The following is a 17,279-nucleotide window of genomic DNA, read 5'->3' as shown; positions in this document are numbered from 1 at the left end:
TAGAAAACTAAAACACATGAGAAAACTTTTATTATCAATCGTTGCAGCAAGTATGACGCTTGCAGCATGTAATGCCCAAAGCGGTTATAAGGTAACCGGGACAATCGAAGGGATGCCTGACGGTAAAGCGTTCATCGCCAATTTCGATGGGACGAAACTTGACACGTTAGCAAAATCAGACATCACTAACGGAGCATTCGAATTTACCGGTAAAGTAAGCGAACCGACAGGAGCTTTCATTATGGTAGTTGGACAACGTTTCAGCTTACCGATCATGCTGGAAAACGCAAACATTACCGTTAATGCCGGACAAGCCGGATTAAATGTAACCGGTAGTGAAGGTCAAAAAATATATGACCAATTCATGGCACTCAATATGTCTATTCAACAAGAACAACAAAAATTGATGCCTGAATTCCAAGCAGCTAACCAAGCTGGGGATCAAGCTAAAATGCAAGAAATCCAAGATCAATTCCAAAAAGTGGTTGAGGCTGCTCAAGCAAAAGAAGCTGAATTGATTAAAGCAAACCCGGACTCTTACGTTTCAACTTTTGTTATCGTATCAGGAATGGGACAAATGGAATACGAGCAATTGAAAGAAAAATATGCTTTACTTGGAGAAAAAGCAAAAGCTACCGCACACGGTAAAGCTATCGCTGCTCAAATCGCCAAATTAGAAAGTACCGCAATTGGTCAAATCGCTCCGAACTTCACGGTAACTACCCCGGAAGGAGAATCAATCTCTTTGTATGACATCAAGGGTAAAGTGAAATTAGTTGACTTCTGGGCATCATGGTGTGGTCCTTGCCGCGGAGAAAATCCTCATGTAGTTGAAATCTACAAAGAATATCACCCGAAAGGATTAGAAATCTTCGGTGTATCTTTGGATAACAACAAAGAGGCTTGGGTAAAAGCTATCGCTGATGACGGTTTGGTATGGAAACATGGTTCTGACTTGAAAGGTTGGCAATCAGCTCCTGCTAAATTATACAGCGTAACCGGAATTCCTCACACGATCTTGTTAGACGAAAACAACAAAATCATCGCCAAGAACTTGAGAGGTGACGAATTAAAACAAAAGATTGCTGAATTATTGAAATAATTTCCAATCCACCTATAAAAGTGCGGCAATCAATTCATGTTTGCCGCACTTTTATTTAACCAACCTCTAACGCTAAAACTTGTAACTACCATGCACAAGCTCCTTCCCGTAATCGGACTATTTTGCATGCTCCTCCCCTCTCTACACGGTCAGGCTCAGTCCTCGTGGGCCGATTCGACGCTAAATACCATGAGCCTGGATGAAAAGATCGGACAACTGATCATGGTTGCAGCCTATAGCAACAAAGACAGCGTGTACGAGAACCACCTGGAAGCAACCATTGAAAAGTATCACATCGGGGGCATCATCTTCTTTCAAGGCAGCCCACGAAGTCAAGCTTTGATGACAAACACCTATCAACAGAGTGCTAAAATTCCCCTCATGATCGGTATGGATGCAGAAAACGGGGTCGGCTGGCGGATCAAACCCGCCATGGAATTTCCCAACCAGACCTTGTTGGGAGCCATTCGAGACACGAATCTGATTTACCGTCTGGGAGCAGCCATCGGACAACAATGCCGGACAATGGGTATTCACGTGAACTTTGCTCCCGTGGCCGACATTAATGTTAACCCTAAAAACCCGGTCATCGGCATCCGGTCATTCGGGGAAAAGAAAGAAGAAGTTGGCAACCGGACCCTGCAATACATGCGAGGCCTGCAATCCCAGCACGTGATGGCCGTGGCCAAACACTTCCCGGGACACGGGGACACAGACGTCGATTCCCACTTAGCACTACCCTTGATTCGCCACTCCGCGGCACGTATTGACACGGTTGAATTATACCCCTTCCGCCAACTTTTCGAGGCTGGGATACCGGGTGTCATGATTGCCCACCTAAACGTACCTTCCTACGATACGGCCAATATCCCGGCTTCTCTATCCAAACAGATCATCACGGACCTGCTACGCGATAAATTACACTTCGATGGTCTGTGTTTCACGGACGCCATGAACATGAAAGGTGTCACCAAAGGAAGAACTCCCGGAGAGGCTGATGTAGAGGCGCTAGCAGCAGGAAACGACATTTTGTTATTCCCGGAAAACGTGGAAGCTTCCGTGAGGAAAATCAAAGCAGCCATCCGAAAAGGCGTTCTCACGGAAGAGATGATCAACGAAAAATGCCGGAAAGTCCTTAAAGCAAAAGCAGAATTCGTACTCCCGTATGTTGCTCCCGTGGATACCGCCCGGCTAACCGAACGATTGAGTTCCCCATCAGCCAAAGCTCTATTACAAGAAACATACGCCAAAGCGATTACTCTCGTGAAAAATGACGGTCTCCTGCTCCCGTTGACACATTTAGACACGCTACGCATTGCCTCATTAAATTTTGGAGACCGGAAAGCCCCCGTTTTCGAGAGTACACTAGAGAAATACGCCCCTTGCGCTCACTTTTCTCTATCTCCTGGTGCTTCAAAAGAAAAAGTGGAGAAACTGATTACCAATCTATCGGAATACAATTGTGTTATCCTGTATAACAGTGCCGCCCGTAACACGGCATCCCGGCAATTCGGGGCGACCATGGAACTTGTCAATATTATCAAGCAACTGAAAGGAAAACACATCGTGTTCTGCCATCCGGCCACACCCTACGGAATCGACCTGTACAGCTACCTTCCCATGGATGCCATCATCGTGAGCTATTCACACGACACTCCCGCACAACAATTTGCCGCCCAAGCCATTTTCGGGGGAATCAACGTGAACGGAAAATTACCCGTGAGCATTAACCGCTATTATCCCGCCGGTACCGGGTTATCCACCCCGAAACTGCGGTTAGGATATTACCAGCCGGAAAGTTGCGGCATGGATTCACAGATCCTACTTAAAATTGACAGCATATGCCAAGCCGCCATAAAAGCAAAAGCAACTCCCGGCTGCCAGGTTCTCGTGGCAAAAGACGGTTATATTGTCTACAACAAAGCCTTTGGTTTCAACACGTATGATAGAAAAAAGAAAAACACGACCGACAACATATACGACATCGCTTCCATCACGAAAATAGCGGCTACTCTTCCGGCTGTCATGATGCTTTATGACCAGCAATATATAACACTCGACTCCCCGATTGTCCGATACTCTTACTCTCTTCGGGAAACCGACAAGCAAGATATTACCGTCAAGGAATTGTTGTTACATTCAGCCGGATTAAGGGCATCTTTTTCTTTCTTCCAGCACGCCATTGACTGGGATAAAATGCAAGGTCGGTTGTTCACGACAAAATACACGAAAACCAATACCCGCAAACTCCGAGATCGACTTTACCTGAATCCCCAATTCACGTACCGGGACAGCACGTTTAATTTCACGGGGGGCGAAGGCTATTTGGTCGTTTCCCCGCATTTCTACATTCACAAACATTTCCAAGACTCCATTCACGATTTGATTTTAAACTCCAAACTGCTCCCCCAGAAAAAATACACGTACAGTGATCTTGGATTCGTACTATTAAAAGACATCGTGGAAGAACAATCCGCCACACCTTTTGACGTTTATTGCCGGAAACATTTCTTTAAAAGACTGGGAGCCTATAACACGGACTTCAACGCTCATTTTAATCTCGACATGAAAAGAGTGGTTCCCGCCAATGAAGATGATATTTTCAGAAAATCTCAATTACACGGGTACGTGCATGACCCGATCGCAGCGCTTATGGGCGGAGTGTCCGGTAATGCCGGTTTGTTCTCCACGGCAGAAGATCTAGCCAAAATCATGAGCGTCTACCTGAACCGCGGGACATACGGGGGGGAACGTCTTATCGATTCTACGACTATTGACCTTTTCACTCAAACACAATTACCTCTCGACCAAAACAGACGGGGTCTCGGATTCGACAAACCGGAAACCTTGCCCAACAAATCAGGCCCGACCTGCAAGGAAGCCCCTTGTTCCAGTTACGGACACACGGGATTCACGGGAGCCATCGCGTGGAACGATCCGGACAACCAATTAATCTACATCTTTCTATCCAACCGGATTTACCCCAACGAATTCAACGACAAACTTATCAAAGACAATATCCGTACAAAAATTCAAGAGGTCATTTATAAAGCAATCCTGAAATAGAGTTTATAAAGTAATATTTCAAGTATTCGCATAACAAAAAGACCCCTTGGCACATTTATTGTAAATCATCGTGTACAAGGGATAAAACGCTGTAAATACTTTATGAACCTTATAAACTTTATAAACCTTAATAACTCATTTCATTACGGAAAAAATTCTGTATATTTAGAATGATTTTAAAATAGATAAACCCGTTTAAAATGACGGAAAAATAGATACTTTTGTGCCGGATAAAGAATTTAAATAGTTATCAATAAATAGACCTAATTATGAGTAATTTCTTAACATCGTCGATCGGGAAAAAGATCATTCTGAGTTTATCAGGCCTTTTTCTTATTGCGTTTTTGTGCGTCCACTTAGCACTGAATCTACTTTTGATTGTAGATAATAGTGGAGAGTTATTTAACATCGGGGCCCATTTCATGGCTACGAATCCTATCATTAAAATCGTAGAACCGATTCTTGCCATAGGATTCATTATCCATATCATCTTGGCTTCTATCCTGACTCTTCAAAACAGAGGCGCACGTCCTATCAAGTACGATCTTCGCAGACAATCAGGGAATTGTACATGGTCATCCAGAAACATGTACATCTTGGGAGGTCTGGTTTTGATCTTCTTGTTTGTTCACCTTTGGAACTTCTGGTGGAAAATCAAGTTTGCCGGAGATCCTCTCTTAACCGAGATCAACGTGGACGGTACTACCATGGAAAACACCTATGCTTTGGTTTCCGGACTATTTAAATCAAGTATCATCTACTGTTTCCTTTACATCTTGGGAGGTATTTTCTTGGGATTACACTTGACCCACGGTTTCTGGTCAGCTTTCCAATCTATCGGTTTCTGTAACCAAATTTGGAGAAAAAGACTGGAATGTTTGGCTAAAATTTTCGCTTTCATCATTGCTGCAGGTTTTAGCATCATTCCGCTTTATTTCATGCTTGGACTGGCAAACTAACCATTTTAAATTGTAGATTGTAGATTTTAAATTGCATGAATCAACGATCTAAATTTAAAATTTAAAACTTAAAATTTAAAATTACTAAGGTTATGACAGAATTAAACGCTAAAATACCAGCAGGCCCGCTAGCCCAGAAATGGTCGAATCACAAAGCCCATATCAATGTTGTGAGTCCTGCTAATAAAAGAAAACTTGATGTTATCATCGTGGGTACCGGACTTGCCGGTGGATCGGCTGCTGCCAGTCTTGCTGAACTAGGATACAATGTAACCACGTTCTGCTATCAAGATTCTCCCCGTCGTGCTCACTCTATCGCTGCACAAGGAGGTATCAATGCTGCTAAGAACTACACGAACGATAATGACTCTGTATACAGGCTATTTTATGAAACTATTAAAGGTGGTGACTACCGTGCTCGTGAGGCTAACGTGTATCGTTTGGCAGAGGTAAGTAACGCCATCATCGACCAGTGTGTCGCTCAAGGTGTACCGTTTGCTCGTGATTACGGCGGTCTTTTGGACAACCGTTCTTTCGGTGGAGCATTGGTAAGCCGTACGTTCTACGCCCGCGGTCAGACCGGACAACAATTGTTGTTAGGATGTTACGGGGCTATGAACCGTCAGATTGAAAAAGGTAAAATCAAATCATATACCCGTCACGAAGTATTGGATATCGTTATCGTGGACGGAAAAGCAAGAGGTGTTATTGCCCGTGACTTAGTTACCGGAAAGATCGAACGTTTCGGAGCTCATGCCGTGGTACTGGCTACCGGAGGATACGGTAACGTGTTCTTCTTGTCAACCAACGCAATGGGATGTAACGGTAGTGCCGCTTGGCAAGCTTACAAACGCGGTGCTATGTTCGGAAATCCTTGCTTCGTGCAGATCCACCCGACTTGTATTCCGGTACACGGAGACCAACAAAGTAAATTAACTTTGATGTCCGAGTCATTACGTAATGACGGACGTGTTTGGGTTCCGAAAAAATTGGAAGATGCCAAGAAATTACAGGCTGGTACGTTAAACCCGAACGATATTCCGGACGAAGACCGTGACTTCTACTTGGAGCGTCGTTACCCGGCATTCGGAAACTTGGTTCCGCGTGACGTGGCATCCCGTGCTGCTAAAGAAAGATGCGACGCCGGATTCGGAGTAAACAACACCGGTAAAGCCGTATTCTTGGATTTCAAATACGCTATCGACCGTTTGGGAAGACACGTCATTGAAGAACGTTACGGAAACTTGTTCCAGATGTACGAAAAGATCACTGCTGTTGACCCGTACAACAACCCGATGATGATTTACCCGGCAATCCACTACTCTATGGGAGGTCTTTGGGTTGACTACAACTTGATGACGACCATCCCGGGATTGTACGCTATCGGAGAATGTAACTTCTCTGACCACGGCGCTAACCGTTTGGGGGCATCTGCTTTGATGCAAGGTTTGGCTGACGGATATTTCGTTCTGCCGTACACGATTGGAGATTATCTCGCACACGATATTCAAACCCCGAAAATCAAAACTAACACGCCGGAGTTCGACGCCGCTGAAAAGAACGTTACCGATCACTTGCGTAGATTGTATGACATCAAGGGTACGAAATCACCGGATCACTTCCACAAAATGTTGGGACACATCATGTGGGATTACATCGGAATGGCTCGCGAGGCTGAGGGCTTGAAAAAAGCAATCAAATTAATTGCCGAGTTGAAAGAAGAATTTTACAAGGATTTGCGCGTAACCGGAGAGTTTACCGCTATGAACAACGAGCTTGAAAAAGCCGGTCGTGTGGCAGACTTCATCGACATCGCACACCTGATGGCATTGGATGCCTTGGATCGTAACGAATCCTGCGGAGGTCACTTCCGTTTGGAATCAGTTACCGAAGAAGGTGAAGCAAAACGTGATGACGAACACTACCAGTATGTTTCCGTTTGGGAATACAAGGGAGACAACAAAGAACCTGAATTACACAAGGAGGCCCTTGTATTTGAAAATATTCAGGTAGCTCAACGTTCTTATAAATAATCTTAAATGAAAAATCGTTATGGCAGATAAAATATTAAAAGAACTAACCCTAAAGATCTGGCGTCAAAAAGATGCAAAATCAAAAGGTGGGTTTGAAACTTACAAGATTCATGATATTTCAACCGGTAGCTCATTCCTTGAAATGCTTGACATTCTGAATGAACAACTGGTTAGCGAGAACAAAGAACCGGTGGCTTTCGATCACGACTGTCGCGAGGGTATCTGTGGAACCTGTAGTTTATTCATCGATGGACGCGCCCACGGACCGGATGATGACGTGACCACTTGTCAATTACACATGCGTCGTTTCGAGGATGGGGCAACCATCACGATCGAGCCGTGGCGTTGCGGGGCTTTCCCGGTAATTAAAGACTTGATCGTGGACCGTGGTGCTTACGAGAAGATTCTGCAAGCCGGTGGATACGTTTCAGTAAATACGGGTGGTGTTCCTGACGGAAATGCAATTCCAATCGGGAAACCGGCTGCCGACGAGGCTATGGACGCTGCCGCTTGTATCGGTTGTGGGGCTTGTGCCGCTACTTGTAAGAACTCTTCAGCTATGCTTTTCGTGGCTGCTAAAGTTTCCCAGTTGGCTCTTCTTCCGCAAGGAAAGATCGAAGCTGCTCGCCGTGCTAAAGCTATGGTGGCTAAAATGGACGAACTCGGATTCGGTAACTGCACCAACACGGGAGCCTGCGAATCAGAATGTCCGAAGAGCATCTCTATCGAACACATCGCTCGTTTGAACAGAGAGTTCTTGAAAGCTAAATTGAAAGACTAATTTTACTTCGTGTAATATGAAAAAGACCGCTTTATAGCGGTCTTTTTTTGCATTGTACTATCCTATTATTCATTCTCTATTTGTAAATTTGTATCATAAATCACACCGAGTTAATATGAAATTATTCTTTCGTACCATTGGAGAGGGGACTCCTCTAATTATACTTCACGGTCTATGGGGTGCATCTGAAAATTGGCTTCCCATTGCCCATTTACTAGAAGATAAATTCCAAGTCATCTTACCTGATGTCCGTAATCACGGTCAATCTCCCCATGACGAGACCATGAATTACGAGGTAATGAGTAATGATGTCATTGAACTCGTTGAAAACTTAAAACTCCCCGTACGTCCCCATATCGTGGGCCACTCAATGGGAGGAAAAATCGTGATGGCCTTATTACTGAAAAGACCAGAACTTGTGAATCGAGCCGTGGTCGTGGATATTGCCCCTGTATCCTATTCCCAACAGGACGGGGGAAGTCATAACCGGATTATTGATTTCATGGCAAATTTCGATCTTTCCCGGTTGCATAGCCGGGAAGAAGTCAAGGAAGCCATTCAACAACATTTCAGAACGGAACGTTCTCAACAATTGTTTTTGAAAAACATCAAAAAGACTGCCTCCGGTTTCGAGTGGAAAATCAACCACCGGGTGATCAGCAAGCATTTCGACGAGATCAGCGGTTGCCCGTCCTCACTGCCAAACAATACGTACGACAAAGAAATCCTATTCATTAAAGGAGAACAATCCAACCTGATCACAGGGCTAGAATGCCTGCAAAAAGAATTTCCGGCTGCCCGCCTCATCGAACTTCCACAATGTGGTCATTGGATTCATAGCGAACAGCCGGAAAAACTGGCTCAAGCAATTAAAAATTTCTTTATAGAATAATCCCAACCTGTTATCTTCCAAGCAAGCATTTATCCGTGACATACACAACAGCCTGAATACGACTCTCAGCGATCACACTATTAGAGGCCACACCAGGCTCCAACATAACCGCAGTCAAACGAAGGGTGTACTCTTTCTTTGAATCAATTTTATTCAATTTATTAATTTTCCCGATAGTACTCTCGTTAAGGGTATATTTACCATTATCATAAGAGAATAATCCACTCTCAAAATACACATCGGCTTCATTATCCTTTGAATACACCTCCATTTTATAATACACGTTTTCACCTTCAAATTTATTCCATTCAATTTCCAATTGATTAGGATATCCTGCTTTTATTGATGAAGTAAAATCAATATCCGTTAATCGCATGGATGGAAAATTATCTGCCGTAATAAATTCATCAAATTTCACGTAATCAGAGCCAATGCGACAGGAAAAACGTATTCTCCGATCTTCTACCCGGCTAATATCCGCCTCTCCTTTCCAAACATTATTATAATTTTTCAGTTTTACCGACTCATCATCCGATAACAAAGCAAGCACGTACCCCGCACGCATACTCCGGTCATTTGAAATCCGGAAACCAAGTTGGGTTTTACTTACTCCATCTACAAACTTATTTACCCAGAAAGCGTCGCCTATCAAGTTTTCAAGGTAAGATGGCTTCGTGATATACTCACGTTCTCCCCATCCATTATTCACCACCAACTTCTTGGACGTACAATTTTCCACGGTCCACGTCTCGGCATTCCCATTCTTCCAATCCACGGCAAGTATATTCTCCCCTTCATCCCGCCACGTTCCTGCCACAGAATCAATCACACCTCGCAAATCAACGCCCTTTATTTCCCCGCTCTTATCAAAACGATTTATTTCCAGCACGTTTTCATCCGAGAATGACGAATAATTTTTACTCGTAGTTCTATTGTAATACCAATCAACACCTGTCATTCGATTGACATCTAACATAAAATCTTTATCATCGTCACTACAACTACCCAACCACAAGCTCCCCACGATGAGACCTAACATTCCTAATTTCTTCATTTCACTCCGTTTTTATATCATTAACCGTAATTCTATTCGCAAAATTAATCCATAAATTATAATCCCCCATTCACAAAATTCCTATCTTTGTTCTTAGTACAATAATTATGCCTAACAAAATAATAAATCATGTTATACCCGTTAAAATTCCATCCAATTCTCAAAAAAAAGATATGGGGAGGTGAAAGACTAGCTTATAAAAGTGAAGAACACGAAGAATCCATTGGTGAAAGTTGGGAAATATCGGCCGTGGAGGACAACATCTCGGTGGTATCAAACGGAATCCTTGCTGACAACGACTTGCAAGAATTAATCGAAGTGTACATGGGAGACCTCGTCGGAGATCATATCTACGAGAAATTCGGTATCGAATTTCCCCTATTAATTAAATATATTGATGCGAATGACGATCTGTCCATCCAAGTACACCCGGATGACGAGACGGCAAAAGAACGTCATAATGCCTACGGTAAAACCGAAATGTGGTATATCGTCGATGCGGAAAAGGATGCCTCCCTCGTGTTGGGATTCAACCATGAAATTGACAAGGCGACCTATCTTCAGGCATTACACCAGAACAAACTCATGGATTTATTGAATGTCCAAAAAGTAAAGAAAGGGGAAAGTTTCTTTATTCCTGCCGGATTGGTACACGCTATTGGGAAAGGATGCCTGATCGCAGAAATTCAACAAACTTCCGACATCACGTACCGGATTTACGACTACAACCGGAAAGATGCCAACGGGAACACACGTGAACTACACACGGATTTAGCCACCGACGTGATTAATTACAGCTATCAACCACAACACCGGGTAAACTATACCCCACAGGATAATCAATCCGCAAAACTCGTGAAATGTCCCTATTTTACCACAAATTTACTCGTATTTGACCGGGACATAGAGAAAGAGTACGTTCACCTTGATTCATTTGTAATCTACATGTGCCTGCAAGGGAAATTCACCATCACAACCGGGGAATGCGAACCGGTATTGGTCAACAAGGGGGAAACCGTTCTTGTGCCCGCTTGTTTTAAAAATCTTACGCTATACCCGGATGATATAACGCAAGTTCTAGAGATATACGTGGAAGAATAAGAGTTAAAAGGCACAATATAAGTAATACTTTTATTAGTAATAACATTGTTAGTAATAAAAATATTACTTATCTTTACATTTGAATCATACTCGAAGAATCATGGAGAATAAGCCTTTTATATTTGGAGTTGCAACATCAGGCGACAATTTCACGGACCGAGAGAAAGAAACGTTACGCTTGGTATTAAATTTTCAGCATGGTGTAAATACGGTACTAATCTCACCTCGCCGCTGGGGGAAGACCTCTTTAGTACAGAAAGCGTGTAGTTTGGCACAATCAGATAAATTAAAAATCGTCTATCTCGACATTTTTTCTTGTCGCAGCGATCGAGATTTTTATGACGCATTCGCTTCCGCTATTCTCAAACAGACATCTTCAAAATTGGATGAATGGCTTGAACACGCTAAATTGTTCCTTTCCCGTATCAGTCCTAAAATTTCGATGGGGACCGATTCTATGACGGATTTTTCCATATCGCTTGAAATAAATCCCAAGAGCAACAATATCGATGAAATCTTGCAGCTCCCTGAAAAAATAGCGCAGAAAAAAGGTTGCAATATCGTCGTTTGTATCGACGAATTCCAGCAGATTGCCGAGTTCAAAGATTCCAAAACCTTCCAGAAGCGATTACGCTCTATTTGGCAATTACAAAAGTCGGTATCGTATTGTCTATTCGGTAGCAAGAAACATTTGATGAATGAACTCTTCGAAAAAAAGAGCTTTCCTTTCTATAAATTCGGGGATGCTATCTATTTGTCAAAAATCGAGACTCGGGATTGGATAGACTATATATGTAGGCGTTTCGAAGCTACAGGCAAACGAATTTCAGAAAAGTTAGCCGAAAAAATCTGCCAAATAGTAGATAATCATTCTTCATACGTGCAGCAGTTGGCATGGTTAGTATGGATTCATACGGACAAAATTGCCACGGAACAAGATTTCGAGACAGCATATCAAGATATTATCGACCAAAATACACCGCTATTCGAAAAGCAAACCGAGAGTCTTACAACTTATCAAATGAATTTTTTACGAGCAATCATAGATGGAGTTCATAGTGAGTTTACCACACAGGAGATTTTGCATAAGTACCAACTCGGCTCGTCGGCCAATGTTAGCATCGTAAAACGAGCCTTGGTAAAGAAAGAACTTATAGAAATAGAAAAACGTCAAGTGATTATTCCCGATCCCGTAATGGCCGTATGGTTGAAACGGGAGTTACGAATGTAATACGGGAAAGAAACAAAACGTGGATTACAGGACATTAAACCCACTGAATAATAATAATCTGTAAGGTTCATAAAGCTTATAAAGTGGAAATTACCTTATAACTTTATGAACCTTATAACTTTATAAACTATCTTATCGCTTCTCTGACGCGAACCAGTCTTTCTAACAATCCTTCAATCAAGTCCAGACGTAACATATTTGCCCCATCCGACTTCGCACAACGAGGATCTGCATGAGTTTCAATAAAAATACCATCGGCACCCACGGCAATTCCGGCCTTGGCTATTGTTTCTATTAATGCAGGCTGTCCCCCGGTTACCCCGGAAGCCTGATTCGGTTGTTGCAAAGAATGTGTCACATCCACAACCACCGGACATTGGCAAGCCTGTTGCATGATACTGATTCCACGGTAATCCACGATCAAGTCCTGATACCCGAACGTCGTTCCCCGTTCTGTTACCATTACCCGATCATCCCCGGATTCTCTTACCTTATCCACGGCAAATTTCATGGACTCGGGAGAAAGGAACTGACCTTTCTTGATATTCACGATCTTTCCCGTTTTAGCGGCAGCCACCAGCAAATCGGTCTGGCGACATAAGAAAGCCGGTATCTGTAATACATCCACGTACTCGGCAGCCATTTCCGCATCCCGTTCCGTGTGAATATCCGTCACCACCGGAATACCAAATTCAGCTCTCACCTTAGCTAATATCTTCAATGCCTTCTCGTCCCCGATTCCCGTGAAAGAATCCAAACGCGAGCGGTTGGCTTTCTTGAATGATCCCTTGAACACGTACGGGATTCCCAAACGATCCGTAACCTTCTTCACGTGTTCCGCAATATTTAAAGCCATCTCCTCCCCCTCGATCACGCAAGGTCCGGCCAACAAAAAAAACATCTCCTGATTTATCAACTTATCCATGATACAACTTTAGATTTATGATTTCATTCTAAATTTTAAACTCTACATTCTAAATTATCATCCCCTGTATTTTCTCCACCAAGCCTTCAAACGCTCCAGAATCTTCACTTCCTGTGCATTCTGTTGGGGTTGGTAGAACTTCTTGTCTTTCAATTCTTCCGGCAAATACGGCTGTTCCACGAAATTTCCCGGATAATCATGCGGGTACTTGTAATCCTGCCCGTAATTCAAATCTTTCATCAACTTCGTCGGGGCATTACGTAAATGTAACGGTACCGGAGAATTTCCGGTCTGTTTCACGGTTGCAATGGCCGCATCAATAGCCAGGTAAGCGGAATTACTCTTCGGAGAAGTCGCCAAGTAAATCACACATTCCGACAAAGGAATCCGAGCTTCCGGCATACCGATTTTATGCACGACCTCAAAACAAGTATTCGCGATCAAAATTGCATTCGGGTTAGCCAATCCAATATCCTCCGCCGCGGAAATAATCAAACGACGAGCTATAAACTTCGGATCCTCTCCCCCTTGCAACATACGAGCCATCCAATAAACCGCCGCATTCGGGTCTCCTCCCCGGATGGATTTGATCATGGCAGAAACTATATCATAATGCTGTTCTCCGTCCTTATCATACATCAACGGGTTCTCATGTAACTCCCGATGCACTGCCTCATTGTCAATAACAATATCCCCCTCTCCCAATCCGTTTACCACCAGCTCCAAGATATTCAACAATTTTCGGGCATCACCGCCACTATAAGAGATCATGGCCTCTTTCTCCTTCACCGTGATATTACGCTTGCTCAAGTAATAATCCTTAGCAACGGCACGGTCTATCAGGTCTTCGAGATCCTTTTTCTCTTGAGACTTTAGCACGTACACCTGACAACGGGATAAAAGCGGGGAAATCACCTCGAAGGAAGGATTTTCAGTCGTGGCCCCGATAAGCGTCACGGTACCTTTCTCCACGGCTGCCAGCAAAGAATCTTGCTGGGCCTTCGAGAATCGATGAATTTCATCGATAAACAGGATGGGATTCGGTGTATTAAAGAAACGTTGTCCCTCGGCTTTCTGAATCACTTCGCGCACATCCTTTACCCCGGAACTCACGGCACTCAACACGTAAAACGGACGTTTCAACTGTTCCGCGATAATCATCGCCAACGTCGTTTTCCCCACTCCCGGAGGCCCCCATAAAATAAAGGAAGACACAACTCCCGAATCAATCATCTTTCGTAGCACCTTGCCCGGTCCCACCAGATGTTGCTGCCCGATATAGTCTTCTAAAGACTTCGGTCTCATTCGCTCTGCCAACGGCTTATTCTCCATGTTTCTCTTCTTTCTGTCCACACAAAGATACTCAAAAATTCAGTGGAGAAAAAACATAAAAGGGAGTTCATATAAAAAGCGGGATTCACTTATCGTGCATCCCGCTTCAATATTTTATTACAGTACTATTTACAGGTCAGTATTCTTTTCCGGAAGTTCGCCATTGATTGCAGCTTTTACCACGCCAATAGCCTCTTCTAAGCCCTCGACAAACTTGTCAAAGTCTTCTTTATACAAGAACACTTTATGTTTCTCGTAGCTTGGATTACCGTTATTATCAAATTTTTTCTTGCTCTCGGTGATCGTCAAATAGTAATCATTATTACGGGTCGCCTTCACATCAAAAAAATAAGTTCTTTTCCCTGCTTTCACTGCATTGGAATAGATTTCATCTCTATCATTCGTATCCATTCCGTCGTTTTGTTCGTATCCTTCCATTGTTTCTCAATTTTATTTGACTTTGCACCTCAAATGTAGAAAAAACAAAGTAATAAATAGCCTTTTTTAATCTTTTTTTTTAACGATTCTCGTTTTTACACGGAAAAAACATCGTAAAACACCATATAAAAACGAATTTGCGGCCTTTTCTTTCTAATTTCGAATCAAAATCCCTTTTATTATTAAAATTACAATTCATTGGTTATCTTTAAAATATCACTATCGAGAATCCCGCTCGTTTCTTTGGGAAAGCGAAGTAATATTGGTATTTTTGTATATATAAAATAAACAATTATGATAGGAACCTACTTTATCATCATAGCCGTGTTAATCGGTCTGGCTTTTATAGGACTGGGAATCTCTACTTTTTTCGGTAAGAAAAAGAAATTCCCGGATACTCACATCGGGAAAAACAAAGCCATGAGGGAACGGGGCATCAGTTGTGCAGCTACGACTGATCGCAAGGAAAGAGCAAGTTATAAACCAATTGAAATAAAAAGAGGAGAATAAATAAAAAAGGGAGGTTTCAAAGCCTCCCTTTTTCATGATCATACTTTTCGTAGATTATTATTTTTTATACATTCCCAAGTCCTTCAATTCGAAGTCATTGATAAATGCAGCATATCCGGCAACCTTTGCTTGACCGTATTTCACAAAGATCTCGGCAGATTTAGCAAAACGATCACAACGTTGAGAATCAATCAACAGTAAATACCCCAAAATGATATATCCTGCCATCTCAACCAAACGACGTGCATGGAAATCTACATATTCCGATTCCCCAACAGCAGTAACTTTCGTCACGGCAGCCTCGAATGCCCCGGTCATACCTTTCAATATCTCACGAACATATTCCTGTTCCGGACGGATAGAAGCTTGCTCGTATTCCTCACGGATTTGTTTCAAGAATTGTCCCGTGGTCACACCACGAATGGCTGCTACGACCTGCAACTGAGAAGTTCCCTCATAGATATTCGTGATACGTGCATCACGAACCAAACGCTCAATCGGGTAATCCTTCATGAACCCGGAACCTCCGTGTATCTGCAAAGCGTCGTAAGCAATCTCGTTCGCATACTCGCTGGAGAACAATTTTAATAGCGGGGTGAAGATGTCAGCCAACTTCTGGTATTTCTTCATCTCCTCACGCTCTTCTTTGTTCAAGGTCCGCTCGTTAGCGATGTGCGTGTAAGCCTTGTACATATCTACAAAACGGCTCGTCTCGTAAAGCACAGAACGTGCAGCCTGTAATTTAGCCTCCATGTTGGTCAACATCTCGTATACAGCCGGGAATTCGATAATCGCTTTACCGAACTGACGTCTTTCTTGAGCATATTTCAAACCTTCACGGTAAGCGGCCTCTGCAATACCCACAGATTGAGCCCCAACACCCAAACGGGCACCGTTCATCAAAGACATCACGTACTTGATCAATCCAAGTTTACGCTCTCCAACCAATTCAGCCGGAGCATCCTTAAACACCAACTCGCAAGTCGGGGAACCCTTGATACCCAATTTATTCTCGATACGACGAACGGTCATTCCGCCGTTAGCTTTGTCATAGATAAACATGGACAAACCACGTCCGTCGTGCGTACCCTCTTCAGAACGGGCAAGTACCAATGAAATATGAGCGTCACCATTCGTAATGAAACGTTTCACACCATTCAAATACCATTTTCCATCTTTCTCGCAATAGGTCGCTTTCAATTGTACAGACTGTAAATCCGATCCTGCATCCGGTTCGGTCAAGTCCATGGCGTAAGTATCGCCTTTAGCGGCACGGGGTAAATACTGACGTTTTTGTTCCTCGTTAGCGAACTCGTGAATCGTTTCAGCACAATCCTGTAATCCCCAGATATTAGCGAAACCGCCATCACCACGGGACACCAACTCTGCTGCCATCACGTAAGGTACCATCGGGAAGTTCAACCCGTCATACTCACGCGGTAATGACATACCGTACAATCCGGCCTGAGCCAGCATATCATGATTCTGTTGAGTCCCGGGAGCGTATTTTACCCGACCGTCAATTACTTCCGGTCCCTCGTGATCCACGCCCTCGGCATTTTCAGCCAACACGTTACCACAAATATCACCCACGATCTCCAACACTCTGTCATAATTATCCATTGCATCCTCGAAATCACGCGGTGCGATCTCGCATTTCCCTGCATCCTCGAAATTGCGCTCTTTCAAAGCAACAATCTTCTGCATCAAGGGATGTCCCAAGTGGAACTTTAAATCCTCGTTATCTGTATAGAAATTTGCCATACCTTTTTTAATTTTAGATTTAGTGATTCTGTGATTTAATGATCTGCGATTCTGTGATTAAAAAATCACTTAATCGTCAATCTCTTAATCA

Annotated in this window: 14 protein-coding genes; 9 read left to right on the top strand and 5 right to left on the bottom strand. The window is 43.2% G+C overall.

Annotated elements, in window-relative coordinates; genetic code table 11:
• The first annotated feature begins 16 nt into the window (after positions 1 to 16).
• From I2I33_RS16350 to I2I33_RS16325, 6 genes are all read left to right on the top strand, one after another.
• On the top strand, positions 17 to 1,102 hold the full coding sequence (locus I2I33_RS16350; protein ID WP_087421925.1) for a TlpA disulfide reductase family protein: 1,086 nt from the start codon (positions 17 to 19) through the stop codon (positions 1,100 to 1,102).
• Positions 1,103 to 1,192: 90 nt separating this feature from the next.
• A complete protein-coding gene (locus I2I33_RS16345; RefSeq protein WP_087421926.1) occupies positions 1,193 to 4,168 on the top strand; it encodes a glycoside hydrolase family 3 N-terminal domain-containing protein in 2,976 nt (991 codons plus the stop codon).
• 269 nt (positions 4,169 to 4,437) lie between these two features.
• On the top strand, positions 4,438 to 5,127 hold the full coding sequence (locus tag I2I33_RS16340) for a succinate dehydrogenase cytochrome b subunit (protein ID WP_087421927.1): 690 nt from the start codon (positions 4,438 to 4,440) through the stop codon (positions 5,125 to 5,127).
• Positions 5,128 to 5,219: 92 nt separating this feature from the next.
• On the top strand, positions 5,220 to 7,160 hold the full coding sequence (locus tag I2I33_RS16335; RefSeq protein ID WP_087421928.1) for a fumarate reductase/succinate dehydrogenase flavoprotein subunit: 1,941 nt from the start codon (positions 5,220 to 5,222) through the stop codon (positions 7,158 to 7,160).
• A gap of 19 nt (positions 7,161 to 7,179) precedes the next feature.
• The gene (locus tag I2I33_RS16330) at positions 7,180 to 7,941 is read left to right on the top strand and encodes a succinate dehydrogenase/fumarate reductase iron-sulfur subunit (protein WP_087421929.1); all 762 of its coding nucleotides are present in this window, start codon (positions 7,180 to 7,182) and stop codon (positions 7,939 to 7,941) included.
• A gap of 115 nt (positions 7,942 to 8,056) precedes the next feature.
• Positions 8,057 to 8,833 (top strand): alpha/beta fold hydrolase, encoded by a 777-nt coding sequence (locus I2I33_RS16325; protein ID WP_087421930.1) that lies wholly within the window; start codon positions 8,057 to 8,059, stop codon positions 8,831 to 8,833.
• Between the two features lie 10 nt (positions 8,834 to 8,843).
• Here the strand turns inward: I2I33_RS16325 and I2I33_RS16320 are convergent, their stop codons facing one another.
• Positions 8,844 to 9,887, bottom strand: a complete 1,044-nt coding sequence (locus I2I33_RS16320; protein ID WP_087421931.1) for a hypothetical protein — start codon at positions 9,885 to 9,887, stop codon at positions 8,844 to 8,846.
• A gap of 129 nt (positions 9,888 to 10,016) precedes the next feature.
• Between I2I33_RS16320 and I2I33_RS16315 the strand changes: the two genes are divergently transcribed.
• Positions 10,017 to 10,988: a type I phosphomannose isomerase catalytic subunit gene (locus I2I33_RS16315; RefSeq protein ID WP_087421932.1), complete on the top strand. Its 972-nt coding sequence runs from the start codon at positions 10,017 to 10,019 to the stop codon at positions 10,986 to 10,988.
• Between the two features lie 100 nt (positions 10,989 to 11,088).
• A complete protein-coding gene (locus I2I33_RS16310) occupies positions 11,089 to 12,219 on the top strand; it encodes an AAA family ATPase (RefSeq protein ID WP_087421933.1) in 1,131 nt (376 codons plus the stop codon).
• 127 nt (positions 12,220 to 12,346) lie between these two features.
• Here I2I33_RS16310 and kdsA read toward each other — a convergent pair whose 3' ends face one another.
• From kdsA to I2I33_RS16295, 3 genes are all read right to left on the bottom strand, one after another.
• Positions 12,347 to 13,144: a 3-deoxy-8-phosphooctulonate synthase gene (gene kdsA, locus I2I33_RS16305; RefSeq protein ID WP_087421934.1), complete on the bottom strand. Its 798-nt coding sequence runs from the start codon at positions 13,142 to 13,144 to the stop codon at positions 12,347 to 12,349.
• A 57-nt stretch (positions 13,145 to 13,201) separates the two neighbouring features.
• Positions 13,202 to 14,476 carry a replication-associated recombination protein A gene (locus I2I33_RS16300; RefSeq protein ID WP_087421935.1) on the bottom strand — a complete coding sequence of 425 codons (1,275 nt, stop codon included), beginning with the start codon at positions 14,474 to 14,476 and terminating at the stop codon, positions 13,202 to 13,204.
• Between the two features lie 129 nt (positions 14,477 to 14,605).
• The gene (locus I2I33_RS16295; protein ID WP_027201254.1) at positions 14,606 to 14,914 is read right to left on the bottom strand and encodes a DUF3276 family protein; all 309 of its coding nucleotides are present in this window, start codon (positions 14,912 to 14,914) and stop codon (positions 14,606 to 14,608) included.
• A 294-nt stretch (positions 14,915 to 15,208) separates the two neighbouring features.
• On the opposite strand from I2I33_RS16295, the gene I2I33_RS16290 reads away from it, so the two are divergent.
• Complete coding sequence (locus I2I33_RS16290; protein ID WP_087421936.1) at positions 15,209 to 15,424, top strand: hypothetical protein; 216 nt, start codon at positions 15,209 to 15,211, stop codon at positions 15,422 to 15,424.
• 57 nt (positions 15,425 to 15,481) lie between these two features.
• On the opposite strand, the gene I2I33_RS16285 is transcribed toward I2I33_RS16290, so the two are convergent.
• On the bottom strand, positions 15,482 to 17,188 hold the full coding sequence (locus tag I2I33_RS16285; protein WP_087421937.1) for an acyl-CoA dehydrogenase family protein: 1,707 nt from the start codon (positions 17,186 to 17,188) through the stop codon (positions 15,482 to 15,484).
• Between the last annotated feature and the right edge of the window lie 91 nt (positions 17,189 to 17,279).

This window comes from Butyricimonas sp. BSD2780061689_150309_C8, from assembly GCF_015560935.1.
In the GTDB taxonomy this organism is placed as follows: Bacteria; Bacteroidota; Bacteroidia; order Bacteroidales; family Marinifilaceae; genus Butyricimonas; species Butyricimonas paravirosa.
The sequence above is the reverse complement of the archived record's forward strand: the minus strand, read 5'-3'. Positions and strand labels throughout refer to the sequence as shown.